This window comes from Tessaracoccus lapidicaptus, assembly GCF_001693815.1.
GTDB classification, from domain to species: domain Bacteria; phylum Actinomycetota; class Actinomycetes; order Propionibacteriales; family Propionibacteriaceae; genus Arachnia; species Arachnia lapidicapta.
Genome location: NZ_MBQD01000005.1, coordinates 46,154 through 67,642, shown reverse-complemented (window position 1 = coordinate 67,642; position 21,489 = coordinate 46,154). Strand labels below are relative to the sequence as shown.

21 protein-coding genes are annotated in these 21,489 nt (G+C 71.5%); 17 read left to right on the top strand and 4 right to left on the bottom strand.

Annotated features, from left to right (window positions below):
• Nucleotides 1-211: 211 nt before the first annotated feature.
• The 10 genes from BCR15_RS02455 (at nucleotide 212) to BCR15_RS02410 (ending at nucleotide 9,876) form a co-directional block, all read left to right on the top strand.
• On the top strand, nucleotides 212-760 hold the full coding sequence (locus BCR15_RS02455; protein WP_068750096.1) for a YceD family protein: 549 nt from the start codon (nucleotides 212-214) through the stop codon (nucleotides 758-760).
• A 37-nt stretch (nucleotides 761-797) separates the two neighbouring features.
• Nucleotides 798-989 (top strand): 50S ribosomal protein L32, encoded by a 192-nt coding sequence (gene rpmF, locus BCR15_RS02450; protein ID WP_068750094.1) that lies wholly within the window; start codon nucleotides 798-800, stop codon nucleotides 987-989.
• A 26-nt stretch (nucleotides 990-1,015) separates the two neighbouring features.
• Nucleotides 1,016-1,696 (top strand): ribonuclease III, encoded by a 681-nt coding sequence (rnc, locus tag BCR15_RS02445; RefSeq protein WP_068750092.1) that lies wholly within the window; start codon nucleotides 1,016-1,018, stop codon nucleotides 1,694-1,696.
• On the top strand, nucleotides 1,689-2,528 hold the full coding sequence (gene mutM / locus BCR15_RS02440) for a bifunctional DNA-formamidopyrimidine glycosylase/DNA-(apurinic or apyrimidinic site) lyase (protein ID WP_068750090.1): 840 nt from the start codon (nucleotides 1,689-1,691) through the stop codon (nucleotides 2,526-2,528). The genes rnc and mutM overlap by 8 nt, the downstream gene beginning before the upstream one ends.
• Entirely contained in the window at nucleotides 2,525-3,085 is a 561-nt protein-coding gene (locus tag BCR15_RS02435; protein WP_068750089.1) for a GtrA family protein, read from the top strand. The genes mutM and BCR15_RS02435 overlap by 4 nt, the downstream gene beginning before the upstream one ends.
• 7 nt (nucleotides 3,086-3,092) lie before the next feature.
• Nucleotides 3,093-6,635, top strand: coding sequence for a chromosome segregation protein SMC (gene smc, locus BCR15_RS02430; RefSeq protein ID WP_068750087.1), 3,543 nt, complete (start codon nucleotides 3,093-3,095; stop codon nucleotides 6,633-6,635).
• An 82-nt stretch (nucleotides 6,636-6,717) separates the two neighbouring features.
• Entirely contained in the window at nucleotides 6,718-6,915 is a 198-nt protein-coding gene (locus BCR15_RS02425) for a hypothetical protein (RefSeq protein WP_068750085.1), read from the top strand.
• Nucleotides 6,916-6,958: 43 nt separating this feature from the next.
• Nucleotides 6,959-8,140: a signal recognition particle-docking protein FtsY gene (gene ftsY, locus BCR15_RS02420; protein WP_068750083.1), complete on the top strand. Its 1,182-nt coding sequence runs from the start codon at nucleotides 6,959-6,961 to the stop codon at nucleotides 8,138-8,140.
• Nucleotides 8,141-8,221: 81 nt separating this feature from the next.
• A complete protein-coding gene (locus BCR15_RS02415) occupies nucleotides 8,222-9,145 on the top strand; it encodes an ATP-binding cassette domain-containing protein (RefSeq protein ID WP_068750081.1) in 924 nt (307 codons plus the stop codon).
• Nucleotides 9,142-9,876 carry a hypothetical protein gene (locus BCR15_RS02410; RefSeq protein WP_068750079.1) on the top strand — a complete coding sequence of 245 codons (735 nt, stop codon included), beginning with the start codon at nucleotides 9,142-9,144 and terminating at the stop codon, nucleotides 9,874-9,876. Before BCR15_RS02415 ends, BCR15_RS02410 begins: the two co-directional genes overlap by 4 nt.
• A 2-nt stretch (nucleotides 9,877-9,878) precedes the next feature.
• Here the strand turns inward: BCR15_RS02410 and BCR15_RS02405 are convergent, their stop codons facing one another.
• Nucleotides 9,879-10,562 (bottom strand): response regulator, encoded by a 684-nt coding sequence (locus BCR15_RS02405; RefSeq protein WP_068750077.1) that lies wholly within the window; start codon nucleotides 10,560-10,562, stop codon nucleotides 9,879-9,881.
• Between the two features lie 140 nt (nucleotides 10,563-10,702).
• On the opposite strand from BCR15_RS02405, the gene BCR15_RS14865 reads away from it, so the two are divergent.
• Nucleotides 10,703-10,879, top strand: a complete 177-nt coding sequence (locus BCR15_RS14865) for a hypothetical protein (RefSeq protein ID WP_153302372.1) — start codon at nucleotides 10,703-10,705, stop codon at nucleotides 10,877-10,879.
• A 271-nt stretch (nucleotides 10,880-11,150) separates the two neighbouring features.
• The gene (locus tag BCR15_RS02400; protein ID WP_141680003.1) at nucleotides 11,151-13,253 is read left to right on the top strand and encodes a sensor histidine kinase; all 2,103 of its coding nucleotides are present in this window, start codon (nucleotides 11,151-11,153) and stop codon (nucleotides 13,251-13,253) included.
• A 4-nt stretch (nucleotides 13,254-13,257) separates the two neighbouring features.
• Here the strand turns inward: BCR15_RS02400 and BCR15_RS02395 are convergent, their stop codons facing one another.
• Both BCR15_RS02395 and BCR15_RS02390 read right to left on the bottom strand, forming a co-directional pair.
• Complete coding sequence (locus BCR15_RS02395) at nucleotides 13,258-14,682, bottom strand: NAD(P)(+) transhydrogenase (Re/Si-specific) subunit beta (protein ID WP_068750073.1); 1,425 nt, start codon at nucleotides 14,680-14,682, stop codon at nucleotides 13,258-13,260.
• A 4-nt stretch (nucleotides 14,683-14,686) separates the two neighbouring features.
• A complete protein-coding gene (locus tag BCR15_RS02390; RefSeq protein WP_068750071.1) occupies nucleotides 14,687-16,216 on the bottom strand; it encodes a Re/Si-specific NAD(P)(+) transhydrogenase subunit alpha in 1,530 nt (509 codons plus the stop codon).
• Between the two features lie 131 nt (nucleotides 16,217-16,347).
• Between BCR15_RS02390 and ffh the strand changes: the two genes are divergently transcribed.
• The 3 genes from ffh to BCR15_RS02375 are packed head-to-tail and all read left to right on the top strand — an operon-like array spanning nucleotide 16,348 to nucleotide 20,202.
• On the top strand, nucleotides 16,348-17,859 hold the full coding sequence (gene ffh, locus BCR15_RS02385; RefSeq protein ID WP_068750069.1) for a signal recognition particle protein: 1,512 nt from the start codon (nucleotides 16,348-16,350) through the stop codon (nucleotides 17,857-17,859).
• 13 nt (nucleotides 17,860-17,872) lie between these two features.
• On the top strand, nucleotides 17,873-18,940 hold the full coding sequence (locus tag BCR15_RS02380) for an amidohydrolase family protein (RefSeq protein ID WP_068750067.1): 1,068 nt from the start codon (nucleotides 17,873-17,875) through the stop codon (nucleotides 18,938-18,940).
• Nucleotides 18,941-18,999: 59 nt separating this feature from the next.
• Nucleotides 19,000-20,202 carry a S49 family peptidase gene (locus tag BCR15_RS02375; RefSeq protein ID WP_068750065.1) on the top strand — a complete coding sequence of 401 codons (1,203 nt, stop codon included), beginning with the start codon at nucleotides 19,000-19,002 and terminating at the stop codon, nucleotides 20,200-20,202.
• Between the two features lies 1 nt (nucleotide 20,203).
• Here BCR15_RS02375 and BCR15_RS02370 read toward each other — a convergent pair whose 3' ends face one another.
• Complete coding sequence (locus BCR15_RS02370; RefSeq protein WP_068750063.1) at nucleotides 20,204-20,548, bottom strand: metallopeptidase family protein; 345 nt, start codon at nucleotides 20,546-20,548, stop codon at nucleotides 20,204-20,206.
• A gap of 200 nt (nucleotides 20,549-20,748) precedes the next feature.
• On the opposite strand from BCR15_RS02370, the gene rpsP reads away from it, so the two are divergent.
• Both rpsP and BCR15_RS02360 read left to right on the top strand, forming a co-directional pair.
• Entirely contained in the window at nucleotides 20,749-21,204 is a 456-nt protein-coding gene (gene rpsP / locus BCR15_RS02365; protein ID WP_068750061.1) for a 30S ribosomal protein S16, read from the top strand.
• A gap of 2 nt (nucleotides 21,205-21,206) precedes the next feature.
• Complete coding sequence (locus BCR15_RS02360; protein ID WP_068750059.1) at nucleotides 21,207-21,455, top strand: RNA-binding protein; 249 nt, start codon at nucleotides 21,207-21,209, stop codon at nucleotides 21,453-21,455.
• The last annotated feature ends 34 nt before the right edge of the window (nucleotides 21,456-21,489 follow it).

Genomic DNA, 21,489 nt, shown 5'->3' with positions numbered 1-21,489 from the left:
CAGCTGAGCCTGCGTGACCGCTCTACGTGTCGCCATCGTCAACTCCATCCCCGAGTCTGACCCACGCGGGCATCTTCAGATGAGTCAACGACTCCAGCTACGCGGGCATCTTCGATGAGTCAACTCGCGTTTTGGGAAATCGCACCGCGACTCGGTAGAGTTGGCGGTCGGTCATGACGAGGTCTTGGACGGTCTACGAAGGGAATCCGACGTGTCACCCGTGCATCCCCACCCCGACCGCCGCTCGCCCCTCGTTCTCGAGGTGCACGAGCTGGCGCGTCGGACGGGCGCGATGAAGCAGGTGTCCACGACGGTCCCCGCGCCGGCCGACCTGGGCATCCACATGATCGGGGTGCCACACGGTTCCGACATCGAGCTGGGTCTCCGGCTCGAGGCCGTCACCGAGGGCGTCCTGGTGACGGGAACGGCGGACGTGCAGCTGCACGGTCAGTGCTCCCGGTGCCTGGACGATATCGAGGGGGAAGCCTCCTTCGATCTGCAGGAGCTCTTCTTCTACCCCGGACACGAGGTCGAGGAGGACGAGAGCGTCGTCGTCGACGAGACGATCGACCTCGAGGAGGCCCTGCGCGACGCCGTGGTACTTGAATTGCCGTTCACGCCACTGTGCGAGGAAGATTGTCGTGGGCTCTGCCCCGAATGTGGGGTCAACCTCAACGACGATCCCGAGCACAGCCATGGTCAGCGAGTCGATCCCCGGTGGGAGAAGCTGGCGGACCTCGGCGGGGACGCACCCAACTGAGCAGATCATCAGGTCGAAGAAACCCTAGGAGAACATCGTGGCCGTTCCGAAGCGGAAGATGTCGCGCAGCAACACCCGGTCGCGCCGCGCGCAGTGGAAGACGACTGTCGTCCCCACCGTCGTGTGCGCCAACCCGGCGTGCCGTGAGCGTCACCTGCAGCACACTGCCTGCCCGAGCTGCGGCCAGTACGGCCCGCGTGGCTCGCGCCGCCAGGTGCTCGAGGCCTGAGCCGGCCTTCTCCCGCTGAGGGCGGGATGAGCGCTCTACAGGACCAGCTGAGGGAGCTGGGCGTCGAGGTCGACGCCCAGCTCTTTGAGTTGTCCTTCACCCACCGCAGCTACGCCTACGAGGCCGGGGGACTGCCGTCTAACGAACGGTTGGAGTTCCTGGGCGACGCCGTGCTGCAGATCGTCGTCACGGAGCACATCTACCGCAGCCACCCGGACCTGCCCGAGGGGCACCTGGCCAAGCTACGCGCCCGGGTCGTGAGTTCCGTGGCCCTCGCCGAGGTCGCCCGCGAACTCGGCCTGGCCCAGCACATCCTGCTCGGGAAGGGCGAACTGGCCACCAAGGGCCGTGAGAAGACGTCGATCCTGGCCGACACGATGGAGGCGGTCATCGGCGCGATCTTCCTCTCCGCCGGCCCAGATGCCGCGGCGGCGTTCATCCACCGCAACCTGGACCATCGGATCGAGGCCGCGGCGGCCACGGGGGACTACTCGGACCACAAGACCGCGCTGCAGGAGATCTGCGCTGAACGCGGTTGGGAGCTGCCCCGCTACGAGGTCAGCGGCACCGGGCCGGACCACGAGCGGGTCTTCACGGCTGTGGTCTACGTCGACGGCAAGCCCATGGGCACCGGCACGGCCCCCAGCAAGAAGCGGGCCGAGCAGATCGCGGCCAGCATCGCCTTCGGGGCCGTCAGCGGTGCCTGAACTGCCGGAGGTCGAGGTCGTCCGGCGCGGCCTCGACGCCCACGTCACGGGACGTCGGATCCTCGGCACCTCCGTGCTCCATCCCCGCCCCGTGCGGGCGCACCCCGTCGGCCCCGACGCCTTTGCCGCCGACCTCACCGGGAGGCGCATCGACGCGGTGCGCCGCCGCGGCAAGTACCTGTGGCTCGCGCTCGGTGACGACGCCCTCGTCATCCATCTGGGGATGAGCGGCCAGCTCCGGGTCAACGCCCCGGGCGACGCCCACGCCCGGCACACGCGCGTCGTCGTCGATCTCGACGACGGGACGCAGCTGCGTTTCGTCGACCAGCGCATGTTCGGTGGCCTGGAGCTGCGGCCGGGGATGGCGGTGTGCCCGGTGCCGCACATCGCTCTCGACCCGTTCGATCCCGAGTTCGACGCCGCCGCGACCGCGGCCGCGCTGCGCCGCCGCCGCACCCAGGTCAAGCGTGCGCTGCTGGATCAGACCCTGGTCTCGGGCATCGGCAACATCTACGCCGACGAGGCTCTGTGGCGCGCCGGCGTCCACTACGCCCACCCCACCGCCTCCCTCACCCCGGACCAGGCCACGTCGGTCCTCGCGGCCGCCTCCTCCGTCATGGCCGAGGCCCTCGCCGAGGGCGGCACGTCCTTCGACTCGCTCTACGTCAACGTCAATGGTGAGTCCGGGTACTTCTCCCGGTCACTGGCCGTGTACGGTCGCGAGGAGCAGCCCTGCACGCGGTGCGGCACCCCGATCGCCCGCCGGGCGTTCATGAACCGCAGCAGCCACTACTGCCCGTCCTGCCAGCCGGTCGCGAAGGAGCTCCCATGATCACCCGGGTCGTGCACCGCTACCGGCACTCCATCCGGCAGTTCCTGCGGTTCGGCACGGTCGGTGGCCTCGGTGTCCTGGTCAACATGGGCGTCATCTGGACACAGCGCCACACGCTGCCGCTCATCTGGCCCGGCTCCGCCTACGGCGGCGGCGCCTGGTGGGCCATCCCAGGAACGGACTTCAACATCCGCTGGTACCACGTGATGAGCATGGTGGCCTTCGTCGTGGCGAACCTCGTGAACTTCCAGCTCAACCGGTGGTGGACCTTCGGGTCGCACCGGCATTCCCGCTGGTGGCGCGAATACTGGCCGTTCCTCACCGTCGGACTGGCCGCGCAGGGCATCGGCATGATCCTGCTCACGCTTCTCATGTGGGAGGCCTCACCGATCGCCCTGCCGAGCGACGTGTTCGACAACTCCTCGGGCCTGCGCACCAAGCTGTACTGGGCGCAGCTCATCATGATCATCTTCACGATCCCCGTGAGCTTCCTGCTCAACAAGTTCTGGACCTTCCGTTCCATCCGTCGCCCAGAGGCCCCCATCGGGGTGGCATAGCGCAGCCATGTATCTCAAGCAGCTCACTCTCCGCGGCTTCAAGTCCTTCGCGTCCGCGACGACGCTGGTCTTCGAGCCCGGGATCACCTGCGTCGTGGGGCCCAACGGATCGGGCAAGTCGAACGTCGTCGACGCCCTGAGCTGGGTCATGGGGGAACAGGGCGCCAAGACCCTGCGCGGCGGGAAGATGGAAGACGTCATCTTCGCCGGCACCGCCAAACGGGCGCCGCTGGGCCGCGCGGAGGTCGAACTCACCATCGACAACTCCGACGGGGCGCTGCCCATCGAGTACTCCGAGGTGACCATCACGCGCACCATGTTCCGCTCGGGTGGCTCCGAGTACGCGATCAACGGGGCCGCCGCCCGGCTGCTCGACGTGCAGGAGCTGCTCAGCGACTCCGGCATCGGTCGTGAGATGCACGTCATCGTCGGGCAGGGCCAGCTCGACGCCATCCTGCAGGCCACGCCCGAGTCGCGACGCGGCTTCATCGAGGAGGCCGCCGGCGTCCTCAAGCACCGCAAGCGCAAGGAGAAGGCGCTGCGGAAGCTGGACGCCACGAAGGCCAACCTCGAGCGCCTGGGCGACCTCGTGTCCGAGTTGCAGCGGCAACTCAAGCCGCTCGGCCGCCAGGCCCAGGCCGCCCGCAAGGCCGCCGTGATCCAGTCGGAACTGCGCGACGCGAAGGCGAGACTGCTGGCCGACGATCTCGCGCAGGCCCAGGCCAAGCTCGCGGCCGAACTGGCCGACGAGGCCGCCGCCGCCGAGGCGCGCGCCCGCGCCGAGCGGGAGGTCTCCGCGGCGCTGGAGGCCGAGGAGGCGGCGGAGACGCACCTCAAGGCCGCGGCAGCGCACTTCGACGCCATGCAGGAACAGTGGTACGCGCTGGCGGGCCTGCGCGAACGCGTCACGACCACTGTGTCGATCGCCGCCGAACGCATGCGGGCGGGTGAGGCGCAGCCCGCCCTCGAGGTGGGGGGCCGGGACCCGGAGGTCCTGGAGGCCGAGGCCGCCGAACTGGCCGCGCGCGAGCGGGAACTGGCCGCGCAGGTGGACGCCGCGCGTTCGGCGCTGAGCGACGCGACGCTGCGGCGCACCGGCGCCGAGCACGAGCACGCCGCCGCCGAACAGTCCTACAGCGCCGCGCTGCGGGCCATCGCCGACCGCCGGGAGGGCCTCGCCAGGCTCACCGGGCGGGTGAACTCCATCCGGTCGCGCCTCGAGGCGTCGGACGAGGAGATGGCCCGGCTCGCCGCGCGGCGCGACGAGGCGTTGGGTCGCGCCGACGAGGCGGGGGGCCGGTACGTCGCCACGGAGGCGTCGCTCGCGGGCCTCGGCGCCTCCGAGTCGGACCTGGACGAGGCGTACGAGCAGGCGGCCGCCGCGGTCGCCGAACTGGAGGCGGAGGCCGCCACGCTGCGCTCCGCCGAGGCCGACACCACCCGGCGCCGGGCGGCGCTGGAGGCCCGGATCGAGGCGTTGGACCTGCTGACACGCCGCAAGGACGGCACCGCGGACCTGCTCGACGCCGGGCACGACGACGTGGTCGGCCGGCTGAGCGACCTCCTGGAGGTCGAGGCGGGCTGGGAGGCCGCCGCCGCGGCCGCGCTGCGCGGGATGGCCGAGGCCGTCGTCGTGCACTCCCTCGACGGTGCCGTGAAAGCCTCGCGGTTCCTGGCCGACTCGGAGCTGGGACGTGCCCCGCTGCTGGTGTCCGGGGCGCCGCGTCACGCCGTCGAGATTCCCGGCGACGGAACCAGCCTGCTGGACCTCGTCCGCGCCCCCGACCATCTTGCGGGTGCGCTGGACCGGCTGCTGGGCGCCGCCGTCGCCGTGGAGACGGCGGACGAGGCCACGCGCGTGGTGTCGCGGCACCCGCACGCCGTGGCCGTCACCCGCGACGGGGACCTGTTCTCCGCCTGGCTGGTCGAGGGCGGGTCCGCCGCTGCGCCGTCGCTGCTGGAGGTGCAGGCGCAGCTCGCGGAGGCCCGAAACGACCTGGAGGAGTCGCGGCGGGAGGCGGAGCGACAGCGATTCCGGGCCCAGGAGATCGCGGCGAGGTTGGCGGAGGCGAAGCGCGGGGAGAGTGAGGCGCTGAGCGCGTTGCACGCCTCCGACGCCGAACTGGCCGCGGTGGCGGAGCAGCTGAACGCGCACCGCCAGACCCAGGCGACGGCCAGGCGGGAGGCCGAGCGGCTGGCCGAGGCCATCGAGACGGCGCGCGCGGCGCGCGCCCGCGACGAGGAGCAGCTGGCCGAGCTGACCGCGCGGCTCGAGGCGGCGGCTGCCGAGGGCGACGACACCGAACCTGACCCGGCCGAGCGCGACGACAAGGCGGCCGAGGCCCGCCGCGCACGACAGGCCGAGATGGAGGCCAGGCTGGCGCTGCGCACGGCGGAGGAGCAGGTCAAGGCGATCGCCGGCCGGGCGGACTCCCTCGCCCGCGCCGCGCAGCACGAACGGCAGAGCCGGGCCAAGGCGCGTGCCCGGGCCGAACAGGCACGCCGCGAGGCCGAGGTGGCCGCGGCTGTGCACCGGGCGGCGCAGGTGCTGGCTGATCGGGTCGACACCGCGCGCCGGCTGGCATCCGCGGCGCGGGAGGCGGCCGATCAGGCCAGGCGCGAGGCGGAGAGCGCCACCACCCGGGCCCGCCACACCGCGAAGGCCGCCGCCGCCCGTCTCGACGAGATCGTGCGCGGCGCCCACCGCGACGAGATGGTCAGGATCGAGCTGCGCATGCGGGTGGAACAGCTCGCCGACCGCGCGCTGCACGACCTGGGGATGGAGGCCGACGACCTCGTCGCAGAGTACGGCCCCGACCGCAGCATCCCCGTCCTCACCCGTCCCGACGGCTCTGCCCTCACCGAGGACGACGAGCAGCCCCCGCCGGTCGCCTACGACCGGGCCCAGCAGACCGCCAGGCTCCGCGCGGCGGAGCGCAACCTCGCCGTGCTGGGCCGGGTGAACCCGTTGGCCCTCGAGGAGTTCGAGGCCATGACCGCCCGGCACCAGTTCCTGGCGGAGCAGCTCGACGACCTCAAACGGACCCGGGCGGACCTGCTGGACATCGTCGAAGAGGTCGACCGCCGCGTCCAGGAGGTGTTCGAGGCCGCGTACCGGGACGTGGAGGCCAGCTTCCGCGACGTGTTCAGCCGTCTCTTCCCCGGCGGCGAGGGGCGCCTGGTCCTCACGGACCCGGGCGACTGGCTGACGACCGGTGTCGACGTCGAGGCGCGCCCGGCGGGCAAGCAGGTCAAGCGGCTGTCGCTGCTCTCGGGCGGCGAACGGTCGCTGGTCGCCGTGGCGTTCCTGGTGGCGTTGTTCATCGCCCGTCCCAGCCCGTTCTACATCCTCGACGAGGTCGAGGCCGCCCTCGACGACGCCAACCTCGGGCGGCTGCTGTCGATCTACGAGGAGCTCCGCGCGTCCTCGCAGCTCATCGTCATCACGCACCAGAAGCGGACCATGGAGATCGCCGACTCGCTGTACGGCGTCACCATGCGCGGGGACGGGATCTCGACGGTGGTGTCGCAGCGGCTCCACGAACGCTGAGACTCGCCGGGGGAGATTTCGCCGCCCGCCCCGTCCTGCGGCACCATGGGAACAGCTTCCCCGCCGAAGAAAGGGCACGTCCGTGCTGGTCGCAGTCTTCGCTGTCCTCTCAGTCGTCCTCCTCGCCGCCGTCCTCCTCGCCGTCGTGGCGGAGTCGTCCGGGCGGCTCACCGTCAAGCACCCCGCCTGGCAGCGCCTCGTGAGCGCGGCCGCCCGGCACCTCGAAGGTCGCGGCGTGGTGCCGAAGTTCCTCGAGCGGCTGGATCAGCGCACGCCCTGACCGCCGGATCGGCCGCCCCGCGGCCGACGGCTAGGATGACCGCGTGGAGTGGTTCTTCTGGGTCATCATCGCGATCGTCGGACTGGCGATCCTCATCGCAGGCATCGTGGTCGCGGTCGACCGTCGTCGCCAACTGGAGCACGAGGAGAGGCCCGAACTCGAGCCGCGTGAGCCGGGCGGCGAGGTCGTCGTACCGCCCGTCACCCCTGAGCCTGCGGAGCCCACCTACGCCGAAGCCGTCCCCCCGGCCGGCGCTCCGGACGTCGCGGCACCGCCGGCCGCCGTCATCGAGCGTCCCGAGTCCGCGACCTCACGGTGGGCGCGCCTGCGCCGGCGTCTCGCCGGCAGCAACAACGCCCTCGCCCGCGCGCTGGCCGACCTCCTCTCGGTGGACCGCTTGGACGAGGAGACGTGGGACGACTTCGAAACCACCCTCATCACATCGGATCTGGGCGTCGGCCCCACCACGGAGCTGACCGGCGCGCTGCGCCGGCGGTTCGCCGTCGACGGGGTCGCCGATCCCGCGGAGGCCCGCCGCATCCTGCACGAGGAACTCCTCGCCCTCGTCGATCCGCACCTCGACCGTTCACTCAACCTCACGCCGTCCGCGGACGGGCTGCCGGCGGTCGTGCTGGTGGTCGGAGTCAACGGCACCGGCAAGACGACGACGGTGGGCAAGCTCGCCCGCGTGCTCGTCGCGGAGGGGCGCAGCGTCCTGCTCGGCGCCGCCGACACCTTCCGCGCCGCCGCCACCGAGCAGCTGGCCACCTGGGGCGAACGGGTCGGCGTCCACACCGTCCGCGGTCCCGAGGCCGGAGACCCGGCCTCGGTGGCCTTCGACGCCGTCGCACAGGGTGCGGCGGAGGGCGTCGACGTCGTCATCGTCGACACCGCCGGCCGCCTGCACACCAAGACCGGGCTCATGGACGAGCTCGGAAAGGTCAAGCGCGTCATCGAGAAGAAGGCGGCGGTCAGCGAGGTCCTGCTGGTCCTCGACGCCACCACCGGCCAGAACGGCATGACGCAGGCGCGCATCTTCTCCGAGGTCGTCGATGTCACGGGCATCGTGCTGACGAAGCTGGACGGCTCCGCCAAGGGCGGCATCGTCATCCAGGTCCAGCGAGAGCTGGGCGTGCCGGTCAAGCTCGTCGGGCTGGGGGAGGGCCCGGACGATCTGGCCCCGTTCGACCCCGAAGGCTTCGTCGCGGGCATTCTGGGCGAGTGAGCGCCTAACTTTCTTCCAGGATCCGGCCGATCCGGCCCCTTCGCGTGGCGTCGCCGCGCCGTCGCGAGGCAGGATCGGGACGTGATCGACGTGCGCGACCTCTCGACGACCCACGGGCGCCGCCCCGTGCTGGATCGCGTGAGCCTGCGCGTCGCCGCGGGCCAGGTCACCGCAGTGGTCAGCCCCGTCGCCGCCGAGGCCACCTCGCTGGTCCGCGCGATCGTCGGACTGGACCGCGCCGGCACCGGATCCGCCCTCATCGACGGCGCCCCGTACGGATCACTGGACTCCCCGCTCACCGCCGTGGGTACCCTGCTGGCCGGGGCGCCGGCCCATCCGGCCCGTACCGCCCGCGATCACCTGCGGTGGATGGCCGCGGGATCGGCGCTGCCGTCCCGGCGGGTCGACGACCTGCTGGAGATGGTCGGGCTGGGTAGCGTCGCGGGGATCAAGGTGCGCGACTTCACCCCCGCCCTCCGCGTCCGGCTGGGCGTGGCGTCGGCCATGCTCGGGGACCCCGACCACTACGTCCTCGATGACCCGCTGCGGCATCTCGACGGACTCGACGCGCTCTGGCTGCGCCAGGTGCTCCGCCGGCTGGCCGCCCGCGGCAAGGCGGTCCTCGTGACCGGGAACTCGCTCGGTAGGCTGGCCGCGGTCGCGGACCGGGTGGTCGTGCTCGGCCACGGACGCATCGTCGCCGACGAGGACGCCGCGGCCCTGCGAGCCCAGGCCCGCCCCACCGTCGTCCTGCGCGCAGAGCGCCAGGGGGAGCTGTTCGACCTCTTGCGGAGCATGGGCGCCGATGTCACCCCCCGGCTCACCGACGACGGTGTGTCGCTCGAGGTGTCGGGACTCTCGGCGCAGCGGATCAACGAGGCGGCCGTCGGCTTCGGGATCCTCAGCATGGTCGAGACCGACGACGGTCTGGCCGACACCCTGGCCCGTCTCGCGGGAGGCGCTGTGCCGCGTGTCGCGGCGCTCGCTGTCGGCGGGATGCGGTGATCACAGCCGCGACGAACGCGGAGCGCATCAGGTTCGTGGGAATCCGGGGGTGGGTCCCGGCGGCTCTGGTGCTCGCCCTGGCCGGCGTCGTGCTTCCGCTGCGTCACGCACTGGCCGTCGCGACGGACCCCGCGCTGCCACCCGCGTCGGACTCGTCCGCGATGGTCCCGCTCACGGGCGTCGGCGTCCTGGGGCTGGCGGTCGCCGCGGCCTGGTCCGTCAGCCGCGAGTACTCGACCGGCACCCATGACGTGGCCCGGCTCCTCCAACCGTCGGGATGGCGCTGGGTCCTGGCCCCGATGACCGTGCACGCCCTCGTGTCGTCCGTGGCGGCCGCGCTCGCGGCGCTCCTGTCCGTGGTGGTCGTCGCCCTGGTCACGCCCGACGACCGCCAGGAGGGTCTCGGGGCGCTGTCCGCGGCGCCCATGGTGGCGCGTGCCGCGGTGGTGGCGGTGTTCGTGGTGGTCGTGGCCGTGGCGGTAGCGTCGGTCCTTCGCCGGACCGGACCCACCATGGCGGTGGTGCTGGGGTGGCCCCTCGTCGTCGAGCCCCTGCTCTCAGGTGTCCCCGCCGCCCGGCCGCTGCTGCTCGGGTCGGCCGTCCCGACGGCGATCTGCGGCCCGTCAGGGGTTCCGGACGGCTCGTGGGGGAGCGTCAGCGCGGCGATGGCCTGGCTGGGGCTGCTGGCCGTGGGGGCGTTCGGTGTCGCGGCGACGGTGTCGCGCCGCTGAGGTCAGCGACCCGTGACGGGGTCCATCTCGGTCGGATCCACGATGCCCAGCTGAATGGCCCGCACGAGGATCTGAGTCCTCGACTTCAGGCCCATCTTGTCGCCGATGTGCGACAGGTACTGCTTGACCGTGCCCTCCGAGACGAACATCTTCGCGCCGATCTGCTGGTTGGTCAGGCCTTGGGCCAGCCACCGCAGGAGCTCCTTCTCGCGCGGGGCCAGCCCGGGATCCGGGGGCGTCTGCCGGGTGGGCTCGGGTGTGTCCAGGACGTTCGACACCAACTCGCGGCGCACCGCCGCCGACAGCGGCATCTCGCCGGCCAACGCCTGCTGGATCCCGGCGATGAGCGCGGGACCGCCCGCATCCTTGAGCAGGTATCCCGAGGCCCCCGCGCGCAGCGCCGCGACGATGTACTCACGGGTCCCGAACGTCGTCAGCGCCACGACGCAGGCCTCGGGCCACTGGCCGCAGATCTCACGCGTCGCGTCGACCCCGGACTTCTCGGGCATCTGGAGGTCCATGAGGGTCACGTCGGGACGGTGCGTCCGCCAGGCCTGCACCGCCTCGTTGCCGTCCCTGGCCTCGCCGACGACCTGGTAGCCGGCGTTGCGGGCGAAGAAGATGCGATAGGCCTCGCGGACCATCGGGTCGTCGTCGACCACGAGGAGGCGGCACGGACTGTTCATGTGAGTACCCTAACGGGGTTTCACGGCGGTATAGTTACAGGGCTCTCGGAAAAGTCCGGCCGAAAGTGAGTATCTGATGCCGTGGGGGGGCCGGTATTAGTTGTACTGCACACCACAAATTTCTTCCCCGAAGGATTGCCATGAAGGTCCGCTCTCTCGTCGCAGGTCTCATCCTCGCCGTCGCCATCGCCCCGTCCGCTGTCGCGGCCCCCAAGACGGCTGCCCCGAAGCCCGTGGGCGGCACCGTCACGGTGGCCGAGGACACGAACTTCATCTGCCCGATCTTCCCGTGGCTCGCCATGTGCCACCCGCGCTGATCGCTTCGGCACCATCAGCACCCCATCTCTCCGCCGGGACGAGGCTAGACAGGCCAGTCCCGGCGGAACTGCGTCCAAGACAGTCCGTACTAGATCCACGGACCTGCTCAACGCTTCCCGCTACATCCTCGCGGCGACGGTGGTCTTCGGTGCACTCGGCAATCTGATCGAGTGGGAGCGGGCGGGATGGCACACGGCGGTCTCGCCTCTGGCTCAGGTGCTGGAGGCGGCAGCGTGCGTCATCGCGCTCTGGCGTCCCAAACTTAGCCTGGTGGTCGCACTGACTCCCATGATGCTGACGTTGACATTCGGCAACATGGAAGCTGACGTGTTGGCGCCCGTCTTTGTCACCGGCGCTTTTGTGGCTGTCGCCAGACCGTTGGAGGCTGCGGCGACCGTGGGGCTCTTCCTCAGCTACGCGGTCCTCCGCGGGCTGCAGAGTCCTCCCTGGTGGGAGATGACGGCCTCATACCTGGTCCTGCTCATCCCCGGGTTGCTGGCGGGGGGCCTGCTGCGGGGCATGCTGCTGGCCCGGCGTCGTGGCCAGGGGCGCATCCTCGTCATGGAGGACGACACGTCGCGCATCCGAGCCGAGGAGCGCGCCCGGCTGGGGGGAGAACTCCGCACGCTCATCACGGTGGGGCTCGCCGAGAGCCGGCGGGTGCTCGAGGAGTCCGCGCCCGTGACGGATCCCGCGACCCTCCGCGGCGCCATCAAGGCGATCAACGACGCCTGCCTGAGGGCATTGGGCGAGGTCCGCGCGCTGGTGGGGATGCTCCGCGAGGACGCGACCGCCAGCGGACACGACGAGTCCATCGCCGGGCCGACCGTGTCGGACATGGCGCGCCGCTCGGAGCAGCGCCTCGCGGCCCGCGGGATGTCCACCGCGATGGACCTCCCGGCCGATCTCGACGGACTCAGCCGGGTCACGCAGGCCACCGTCGTCAAGGCCTTGGAAGAGGTCGTCCTTGCCGCGCTGGCCGAGGAGCCGCCCACCGACGGGCGCACAGCCGTCACCGTCACCGCTGAGCGCCGCCGCGGGTGGGTGCTGCTCGACGCCGCCTACCCGGCCGCGCTGGTCCCGGACCCGGAGCAGGAGCGGCGCCTGGACCGGCTCGGCCAACGCGTCGACGCCCTCGGCGGCATCCTGCGGACCCAGATCCGCGCCGGCAAGCGGACGCTGCGCATGGAGCTGCCGCCCGCCCTCGACGCTGCCATGGACCGCGAGACACCGGCCGCGGAACCCGCCTGGCAGCAGTGGCTGTCGATGGCGACGCTGCGCGGCGTGCTGACCATGGCGCTGACCATGGGCGGCCTCACGGCGGGCGCCCAACTCCCCGGCGCGTTGATGGCCGGCGAGATCCGCTGGGACCTCGCCTGGGAACTTGCCGGCTTCACCGCGGCGGGGCTGCTGCTCTGGTGGCCCGTGGTGGGCACACTTCCCGCGGTGGCCGCGACCCTGGGGATGCTCTTCACGCCGCACTCCGACGACCTGGCGCTTCTGGCGCTGCTCCTGGTGGCCTGCCTGCAGGCTGCCAGGGTCACCAAGCGCTGGGCGGCGGGCCTCCTGGGCGCCGCGGCCTCCGTCGCGCTGCTCATGGCGACCGCCGTCGACGTCGGGGCCGTGCGGGAGCGGGCGCTGGTCGCGGCGATCGTCCTGGTGGCGCTGCCGACGATGGTGGCCGCCCGGCACTTCCTGATGTCGCGCCGCCGGCACCTGACGGAGATGAGGGCGCTGCAGGCCACGGCGGAACGCATCCGCACCGAGGAACGCAACCTGCTGGCGCGCGAGCTGCACGACGTGGTCGCGCACCATCTCTCCGTCGCCACCCTCCAGTGCATGGCCTTCGGCGACAGTGACGACCCGGTCGAGCTGCGCACAGCGCTGGACCGGATGCGCCGGTCCATCACCGGGGCGGAGGAGGAGATGGAACTTCTCGGCCGCATCATGGCCGGGGGAGAGGGCGGGGCCGACGGCGCCGCGCTGGTCACGCCCACGACGGTCGTCGACGTCCTGAGTCAGACCCTCCGCGACAACGGGTTCACGGCGTCGGTTTCTGTTGATGCGGCCGCCGACGGGCTACCGGCGCCCACGCTGCGCACCCTCACCCGGGTCATGCAGGAGGGCGTCACCAACGTCCTGCGCTACGCCAGCCGCGACGGCGCGTGCGCCATCACCGTCGAGGTGTTGGGCGACGAGGTCATCCTGCGCATGAGCAGCGCGATCCCCGCGCGGCGTCGCCTGTCGCGACTGTCCCTCGGCTACGGCCTGGCGGGGATCCGCGAGCGCGTCGACCTGCTGGGCGGGCGCTTCGCCGTCGGCCCCGACGACGGCGAGTGGGTGCTGCGCGTGGCGCTGCCGGCCGGCCGCTGAGCGCTCAGACGGCCGCCGGCGCGCCGACGGCGTGGACGAGCGCCTCGGCGCTGGCCTTGGCGTCGCCGAACAGCATCGCGGTGTTCTCGCGGACGAACAGCGGGTTCTCGACACCCGAGTAGCCGGCCGCCATGGAACGCTTGAACACCACCACCTGCCGCGACTCCCACACGTGGAGGACCGGCATGCCCGAGATGGGCGAGCCCGCCTCCATCGCGGCCGGGTTGACGGTGTCGTTGGCGCCGATGACGAGCACGACGTCGGTGCGGGGGAAGTCGTCGTTGATCTCGTCCATCTCCAGGACGATGTCGTAGGGCACCCGGGCCTCGGCCAGCAGGACGTTCATGTGGCCGGGCAGCCGACCCGCCACCGGGTGGATCGCGAACCGCACGGTCTTGCCCTGCGCGATGAGGCGTCGGGTGAGCTCCGCGACCGGGTGCTGCGCCTGCGCCACGGCCATGCCGTAGCCGGGCGCGATGATGACGGAGTCGGCTTCCCGCAGCCAGCCCGCCACCTCGTCGGCGCCGGCGCTGACCGCCTGCAGCGGGTTGCCGTCCGCGTCGAGCATCGCGACCGCGGCGCCGGTCGAGTCGGCCGTGCCGAATCCGCCGAGCAGCACGTTGGCGATCGAGCGGTTCATGCCGCGCGCCATGACGATCGACAGGATGATGCCGGACATGCCGACGATCGTGCCGGCCACGACGAGGAGGTCCGAGCCGATCGCGAAGCCGGACAGCGCACCCGCCCAGCCCGAGAAGGAGTTGAGGAAGCTGACGACCACGGGCATGTCAGCGCCGCCGATCGCGAGGACCATGAGGATGCCGAACAAGTAGCCGAGGACGTGCGCGATGACCAGTGGCCAGATGTTCGGGGCGGCCAGGTACCACGCGAGCGAGCCGACCAGGCCCACGCCGAGGAGTCCCATCACCAGCCAGCGGGCGCTCAGGACGACGGGGCGCGACGTGATCCGCCCGCCCAGCTTGCCGAACGCGACGATGGAGCCGGAGAACGTCAGGGCGCCCACGACCACCGCGGCCCACACCGTCACGCCGTGGACGATCTGGTCGCTGAGGACCGGGTAGCTCTCGACCTGCAGCGCGGAGTTGATGCCCACCGCGGCGGACGCCTGGCCGCCGAACGCGTTGAACAGCGCCACGAGCCCGGGCAGACCGGTCATGGCGACCCGCGTGGAGTACAGGAGCCCGACGGTGAAGGCGATGGCGAGCGCGACCAGGAGCAGGACGAAGCCGACCGTGTTCCACTCGCGCGTGAAGGTGTGGATGACCGTGGCGAGCACCGCGAGCGTCATGCCGGCGATACCGAAGGCGTTGCCGCTGCGGGCCGTCTCCTGCTTGCCGAGCCCGACGATGCTGAGGATGAACAGGAGCGCGGCCGCGATGTAGCCGCCGAACACGATGTTGTCGAGCATGGGTTCAGCTCCTCTTGAACATGGCGAGCATGCGGTTGGTGATGGCGAAGCCGCCCACGCAGTTGATGCCGGCCAGGACGATGGCGACGAAGGCGATGATCTGCACGGACAGCAGGGGAGACGTGAGCTGGGTGATGGCGCCGACGATCGTGATGCCGGACACCGCGTTGGACACGCTCATCAGCGGCGTGTAGAGGGCGGGCTCGACGCCCCAGATGACGTAGTAGCCCACGACCATCGCCAGTCCGAAGACCAGGATGCTGGACAGGAAACCGCCGGGCAGCAGCAGCGACAGCAGCAGCCAACCGGCCACCAGCATCAACACCATCCGGAAGCGCGCCCACTGGTCCGGTGGCGCGGCGGCGGTGGGGATGGCGACGGGGGCCGGGGCGGCTGCGGCAGCGGGCGCCACGGACACCTCGATGGGGGGCGGCGGGAACGTCACCTCTCCGTCGCGCACGACGGTCATCTGGCGGTGCACGACGTCGTCGAAGTCGAGTCGCAGCTCGCCGTCCTTGTCGGGGGTGAGCAGTTTGAGCAGGTTGACGATGTTGGTGCCGTACAGCTGGGAGGCCTGGCCGGGCAGTCGGCTCGCGAGATCCGTGTAGCCGACGATCGTGACGCCGCCGTCGGTGGTGTAGGTCTCACCCGGCCGCGTGAGGACGCAGTTGCCGCCGCCCGCCGCGGCCAGGTCGACGATGACGCTGCCGGGCCTCATGGACTCGACCATCTCCGCCGTGATGAGCTTGGGCGACGGGCGGCCCGGGATCGCGGCCGTGGTGATGATGATGTCGACGGTGGCCGCCTGCCTGGCGTAGAGCTCCGCGGCCTTGGCCGCGTAGTCCGCGGACGTGTCGCGCGCGTAGCCGTCGGAGGAGCGCACCTCCTCGACCTCGGCGACCTTGACGAACTTCGCACCCATCGACTCCACCTGCTCGGCGGTCTCGGGGCGGACGTCGGTGGCGGTCACCTCGGCGCCGAGCCCGCCGGCGGCGCCGATGGCGGCGAGCCCCGCGACGCCGGTGCCGATGACGAACACCTTGGCGGGCGGCACCTTGCCGGCCGCGGTCACCTGGCCCGTGAAGAACCGCCCGAAGGCGTGCCCGGCCTCGATGACGGCGCGGTAGCCGGCGATGTTGGCCATGGAGCTGAGTGCGTCGAGTGACTGGGCGCGGGAGATGCGCGGCACCATGTCCATCGACAGCGCCGTGACGCCCCGCGCCGCCAACGCCTCGATGAGCGCGGGGTCCGACCGCGGGTGCAGGAACCCGATGAGGACCTGACCGGGGCGCATGAGCGCCTGCTGGGCAGGTGAGGGCTCGCCGACCATCGCCACGACATCGCTGGACCACACGTCGTCGGCGGTACCGATCGCGGCTCCCGCGTCGCGATACGCGTGGTCGGGGAACGAGGACCGCGCCCCGGCGCCGGCCTGGACGACGACGTCGTAGCCGAGGGTCAACAAAGCCGTCACGGTGGCCGGTGTGGCCGCAGCCCGGGTCTCGGGCGCCTCGTCGGGGATGCCGATCCTCATGCGGGCGGTTCCTTTCGCAGTCATCGGGCGAGTGTGTCAGGAGCCTATCGGTAGCCGTGCCGCCGGGGCGGAGGCGGGTCCGATCCCCGGTATCCTGGTGCGGTTCAGTCGTCTGGTGAAGGGCTCAAACAGTGTTCGACACGCTGCAGGACCGGTTGTCGTCGGTGTTCAAGGGCCTGCGGGCCAAGGGCCGCCTCACCGAGGCGGACATCGACGCCACCATGCGGGAGATCCGCATCGCGCTGCTCGAGGCCGACGTCAACCTTGGTGTGGTCAAGGAGTTCGTCGCGGCCGTGAAGGGCCGGGCGATGGAGGCCGAGCTCTCCAAGGCGCTCAACCCGTCGCAGCAGGTCATCAAGTTCGTCCACGAGGAACTCATCTCGATCCTCGGCGGTGAGGCGCGCGCGGTCCGCTTCGCCAAGCAGCCGCCCACGGTCATCATGCTCGCCGGCCTCCAGGGCGCGGGCAAGACGACCCTGGCCGGCAAGCTGGCGCGCTGGCTGAAGGCCGAGAAGCACGCGCCCCTGCTGGTGGCTGCGGACCTGCAGCGGCCCAACGCCGTCAACCAGCTGCAGATCGTCGGCGAGCGCGCCGGTGTGCACGTCTTCGCCCCCGAACCCGGCAACGGCGTGGGTGACCCGGTCGACGTGGCCCGCCGTGCCATCGCCCACGCGTCGGCCAAGCTGTACGACGTCGTCATCGTCGACACCGCGGGCCGTCTGGGCATCGACGAGGAGCTCATGCAGCAGGCCGCGGACATCAAGGCCGCGGTCCGCCCGCACGAGACGCTGTTCGTCGTCGACGCCATGATCGGCCAGGACGCCGTCAACACCGCCAAGGCCTTCGACGAGGGGGTCGGGGTCGACGGGGTCGTGCTCACCAAGCTCGACGGCGACGCCCGCGGCGGCGCGGCGCTCTCCATCGCGCGCGTTCTGGGCAAGCCCATCATGTTCGCCTCGAGCGGCGAGGCGCTGGGCGACTTCGACCGCTTCCACCCGGACCGGATGGCGTCACGCATCCTTGGCATGGGCGACGTGCTCACCCTGATCGAGCAGGCCGAGAAGACCTTCGACGCCGAGCAGTCGCGCGCGGCCGCCGAGAAGCTCATGGGGCGCGGCAAGTTCGGCCTGCAGGATTTCCTGTCGCAGATGCAGCAGCTGCGCAAGATGGGGCCCATGTCCAAGATCCTCGGCATGCTGCCCGGTGCCGGCCAGTTCAAGGACGCCATCAACGAGATCGACGAGAAGGAGATCGACCGGATCGAGGCGATCATCTACTCCATGACCCCGGCCGAGCGCGACGACGTGTCGGTCCTCAACGGTTCCCGCCGCGCTCGCATCGCCAAGGGTGCCGGCGTCCAGGTGTCGGAGGTCAACAAGCTCGTCACCCGGTTCGTCGAGGCCCGCAAGATGATGGAGGCCATGGCCGGCGGGGGCATGCCCGGCATGCCGGGGATGCCGGGCATGGGCGGACGGCGCGCGCCGCAGAAGAAGCAGCCGAAGAAGCAGCAGCGCAAGGGGCCCAAGGGCGTGCGCAGCCAGCCGTCGGCCCGGCCGGCCGCCCCCGCCCCGCAGTCACTGGACGAGTTCCAGCTGCCCCCGGAGCTGCAGAAGATGTTCGACGCCAACAAGCCCAAGTTCTGACCAGGAGACATCCATGGCCCTGCGCATCGCTGGAGTGTTCCTGCCCGACGACGAGCCGCGGGAGCTCTGGATCGACGGCGGGCTCCTGACCGACGAACCCGTGTCCGGCGCGGAGACCCTCGCGGAGGGGTGCTGGGTCCTGCCGGGGCTCGTCGACGCCCACTGCCACATCGGCCTGGGGCCGGAGGGCGGGGTCAGCCACGACCGCACCCTGCAGCAGGCCCGAGCCGACCTCGCCGCGGGCACGATGCTGATCCGCGACGCCGGATCGCCGTCGGACACCCGGTGGGTGCAGCAGGACGCGGCGCTGCCGCGGCTCCTCCGCGCCGGCCGGCACGTCGCCCGGCCCAAGCGGTACATCCGTCACCTGGGCGCCGAGGTGGAGCCGGAGCAGCTCGTCGACCAGGTGCGCCACGAGGCGCGGTCCGGCGACGGCTGGGTCAAGCTGGTGGGGGACTGGATCGACCGGGGCGTTGGTGACCTGGCTCCGCTGTGGCCCGCCGACGTCGCGGCGCAGGCGATCGCCGTAGCGCACGAGGAGGGCGCCCGGGTCACGGCGCACTGCTTCGGGGAGCAGGCGGTGCACGAACTCGTCGCCGCCGGCATCGACTGCATCGAACACGGCACAGGATTGTCGGACGAGGGCATCGCCGACATGGCCGCCCGCGGCACCGCGCTGGTGCCGACGCTGATCAACCTGGACAACTTCCCCGCCTACGCCGCCCCGGCGCAGGAGAAGTTCCCCCGCTACTTCACGCACATGATGGACCTCTACGCGCGCCGCCACCGCACCATCGGGGCCGCCATCGAGGCGGGTGTGCCCGTCTACGCCGGTACTGACGCCGGCACGGTCGTCGAGCACGGCCGGATCCGCGACGAGATCGACGAACTGGCCGCGATCGCCGGCACCGACTACGCCTTGGGCGCGGCGAGCTGGCGCGCGCGGACCTGGCTCGGTGCCGACTCCCTGACCCCCGGGGCGAGCGCCGACCTCATCGTCCTCGACGCCGACCCGCGCCAGGACCTCAGCACGCTGCGCCGCCCGCGGGCCCTGGTGCTCCGCGGCCGCGTCATCTGCTGACCTCCGGCGGCGGACCCGCCTCCGGCTAGGGTGGGCGCGTCGACCAGCAGGAGGACCCGATGACCGATCAGCAGCCCGCCTTCCCGCCCCCGTCCGTCGGCGAGCGCTCGCCCGACCTGCCCGCGCCCGGCCCCGGCAGGATGGATCCGGTCTCCGCGCCGGCGCCCGCGGCGGCCCGGCCCGCAGGAGGCTTCGGACACGGCTTCGGCCTGGGCACCGGCATCGGCCTCGGGCTCGGCGTGGCGATCCTGGTCAGCTCGCTGGCGCTGGGCGCGCTCCTGATCGCGAGCTCGCTGACGCTGGTCGGCACCGCCGCGGGCTCCGCCACCACGCGCCTGGCGACCATCTGGGGCGACGGGTCCCAGACGCTGCGGGCGGTCCCGGTGTCGGGACCGATCCTGGCCGACGCGTCCGACGGCTCGCTACTTGTCTCCGGCACGTACGGCTACGAGGTGGCCTCCGAGATCGACTCGCTCGGCGACGACGACGCCTCGGGCGTCGTGCTGCTCGTCAACACCCCGGGTGGCAGCATCGCGGGGTCGCGGGCGATCAGCGACGCGATCGTCCGTTACCGCGAGCGCACCGGGAACCCGGTCCTGGTGCACGTGAGCTCGACGTCCGCCTCCGGCGGCGTGTACGCCACCGCGCCCGCCGACGAGATCCTCGCCGACCACGGGGCGATGGTCGGATCCATCGGGGTCATCTTCGGCCCCTTCGTGTACTACGACGGCGTGATCGCCACCAGCGGCAGCCTGCTCGAGAGCGGCGTGACGACCACCGGCGGCATCACCACCGAGTACCTGACCGCGGGCGAGGGCAAGGACTTCGGCAACCCGTACCGTCCGATGACCGACGAGGAGCGGGCGGTGTACCAGCAGGGGCTGGCCAACGAGTACGACGCCTTCGTCTCCCACGTCGCGGAGCACCGGGGCATCGCCGAGGACGCCATCCGCGACACCCTCGGGGCGCACCTCTACGACTCGCGCCGTGCGCAGGAGCTCGGCCTGATCGACGGTGTGATGGGCCGGGAGGACTTCTTCCGGCACGCCGCCGAGGCTGCCGGGCTGGATCCCGACGACACGCGCGTCGAGGCGGTGCAGCCGCCGGACATGTGGGAGGCGTGGCTGGGTGTCGAGCGCGCGTTCGGCCAGTCGCCCGCCGTCGACGCCCGCGAAGGCGTGCGCCCGGCGGTCAGCGGCGCGTTCTGCGGTGGGGGACAGCCGCTCGCCTTCGCGGGCCAGCTGCCGGCCGTCTGCGGCTGACTCAGCCCCAACCCAGCTCGTGGAGGGCGTCCTCCTCGATGCCGTGGTAGTGGCCGAGCTCGTGCAGCAGCGTGACCCAGATCTCCTCGAACAGCTGGTCCTCGTGGCGGCACATGCGCGTCAGGGGGCCTCGGAACAGCACGATGCGATCCGGTAGCTGACCGTAGCCGTATTGGTCACGCTCGGTCAGCGCCGTCCCCTCGTACCAGCCGAGCGAGTCCGAGCCGTCCTCCGGCTCGTCCTCGATGACGAAGATGAGGTTGTCCAGGCCGACGGTGAGTTGCTCGGGCAGCTGCCCCAACGCCTCCTCGACCAGCGACTCGAACGCCGCCTCGCTGATGTCCACGCCGTGATCCTAGGCGACGGGCCGCGCCGGCGTTTGGGCGCCGGTGCGGCATCTGGCACAATGTCGGATGCATCTCTGTGCCCGGGCCCTCTCAACCGGACGCAGGGGACCCAGGTTCACGTGCAGCGTGCCCCACGCGCCTGCGCATGTCCACCGCTCAACGTCTGCACCAGACTCTCAGTACAGGAGATCCCACACCAGTGGCAACCAAGATTCGCCTGAAGCGACTCGGCAAGATTCGCTCGCCCCACTACCGCATCATCGTGATCGATTCGCGCGCCAAGCGTGACGGCAAGGCCATCGAAGAGATCGGCATCTACCACCCGAAGAACGATCCCTCGGTGATCCGCGTGGACTCGGAGCGCGCCCAGTACTGGCTGTCCGTGGGCGCGCAGCCCACCGAGGCTGTCGTCGCGATCCTCAAGCGCAGCGGTGACTGGCAGAAGTTCACCGGCGACACCACGCCGGCGGGCATCGACCCGCAGCCCCCGCGCCGCGACCGTGAGGCCGAGTTCGCGAAGGCTCTCGCCGAGGACTCCGACGCCACCGCGCCGGCCATCTCGAAGGCCAAGAAGAAGGCCTCCGAGGCGGAGAAGGCTCCTGCGGCTGAGGCCCCCGCGGCCGACGACGCCGAGGCGCCGGCCGAAGAGGCCTGATCGTGCTGGCCGAGGCGCTGGAGCACCTCGTCGCCGGAATCGTGTCGAATCCGGACGACGTGACCGTCAAGGACAAGGATCTGCGGCGAGGTCGACTCCTCGAGGTCCGCGTCCACCCCGACGACGTCGGCAAGGTGATCGGGCGCCAGGGCCGCACCGCGCAGGCCCTGCGGACCGTCATCACGGCGCTCGCCGGCAAGGAGAGCATCCGCGTCGACTTCGTGGACGTCGATCGTCCGCGCCGGCGCTGAACATCGCGCGGACGCCCCGGGTTCCCCTGCGGAG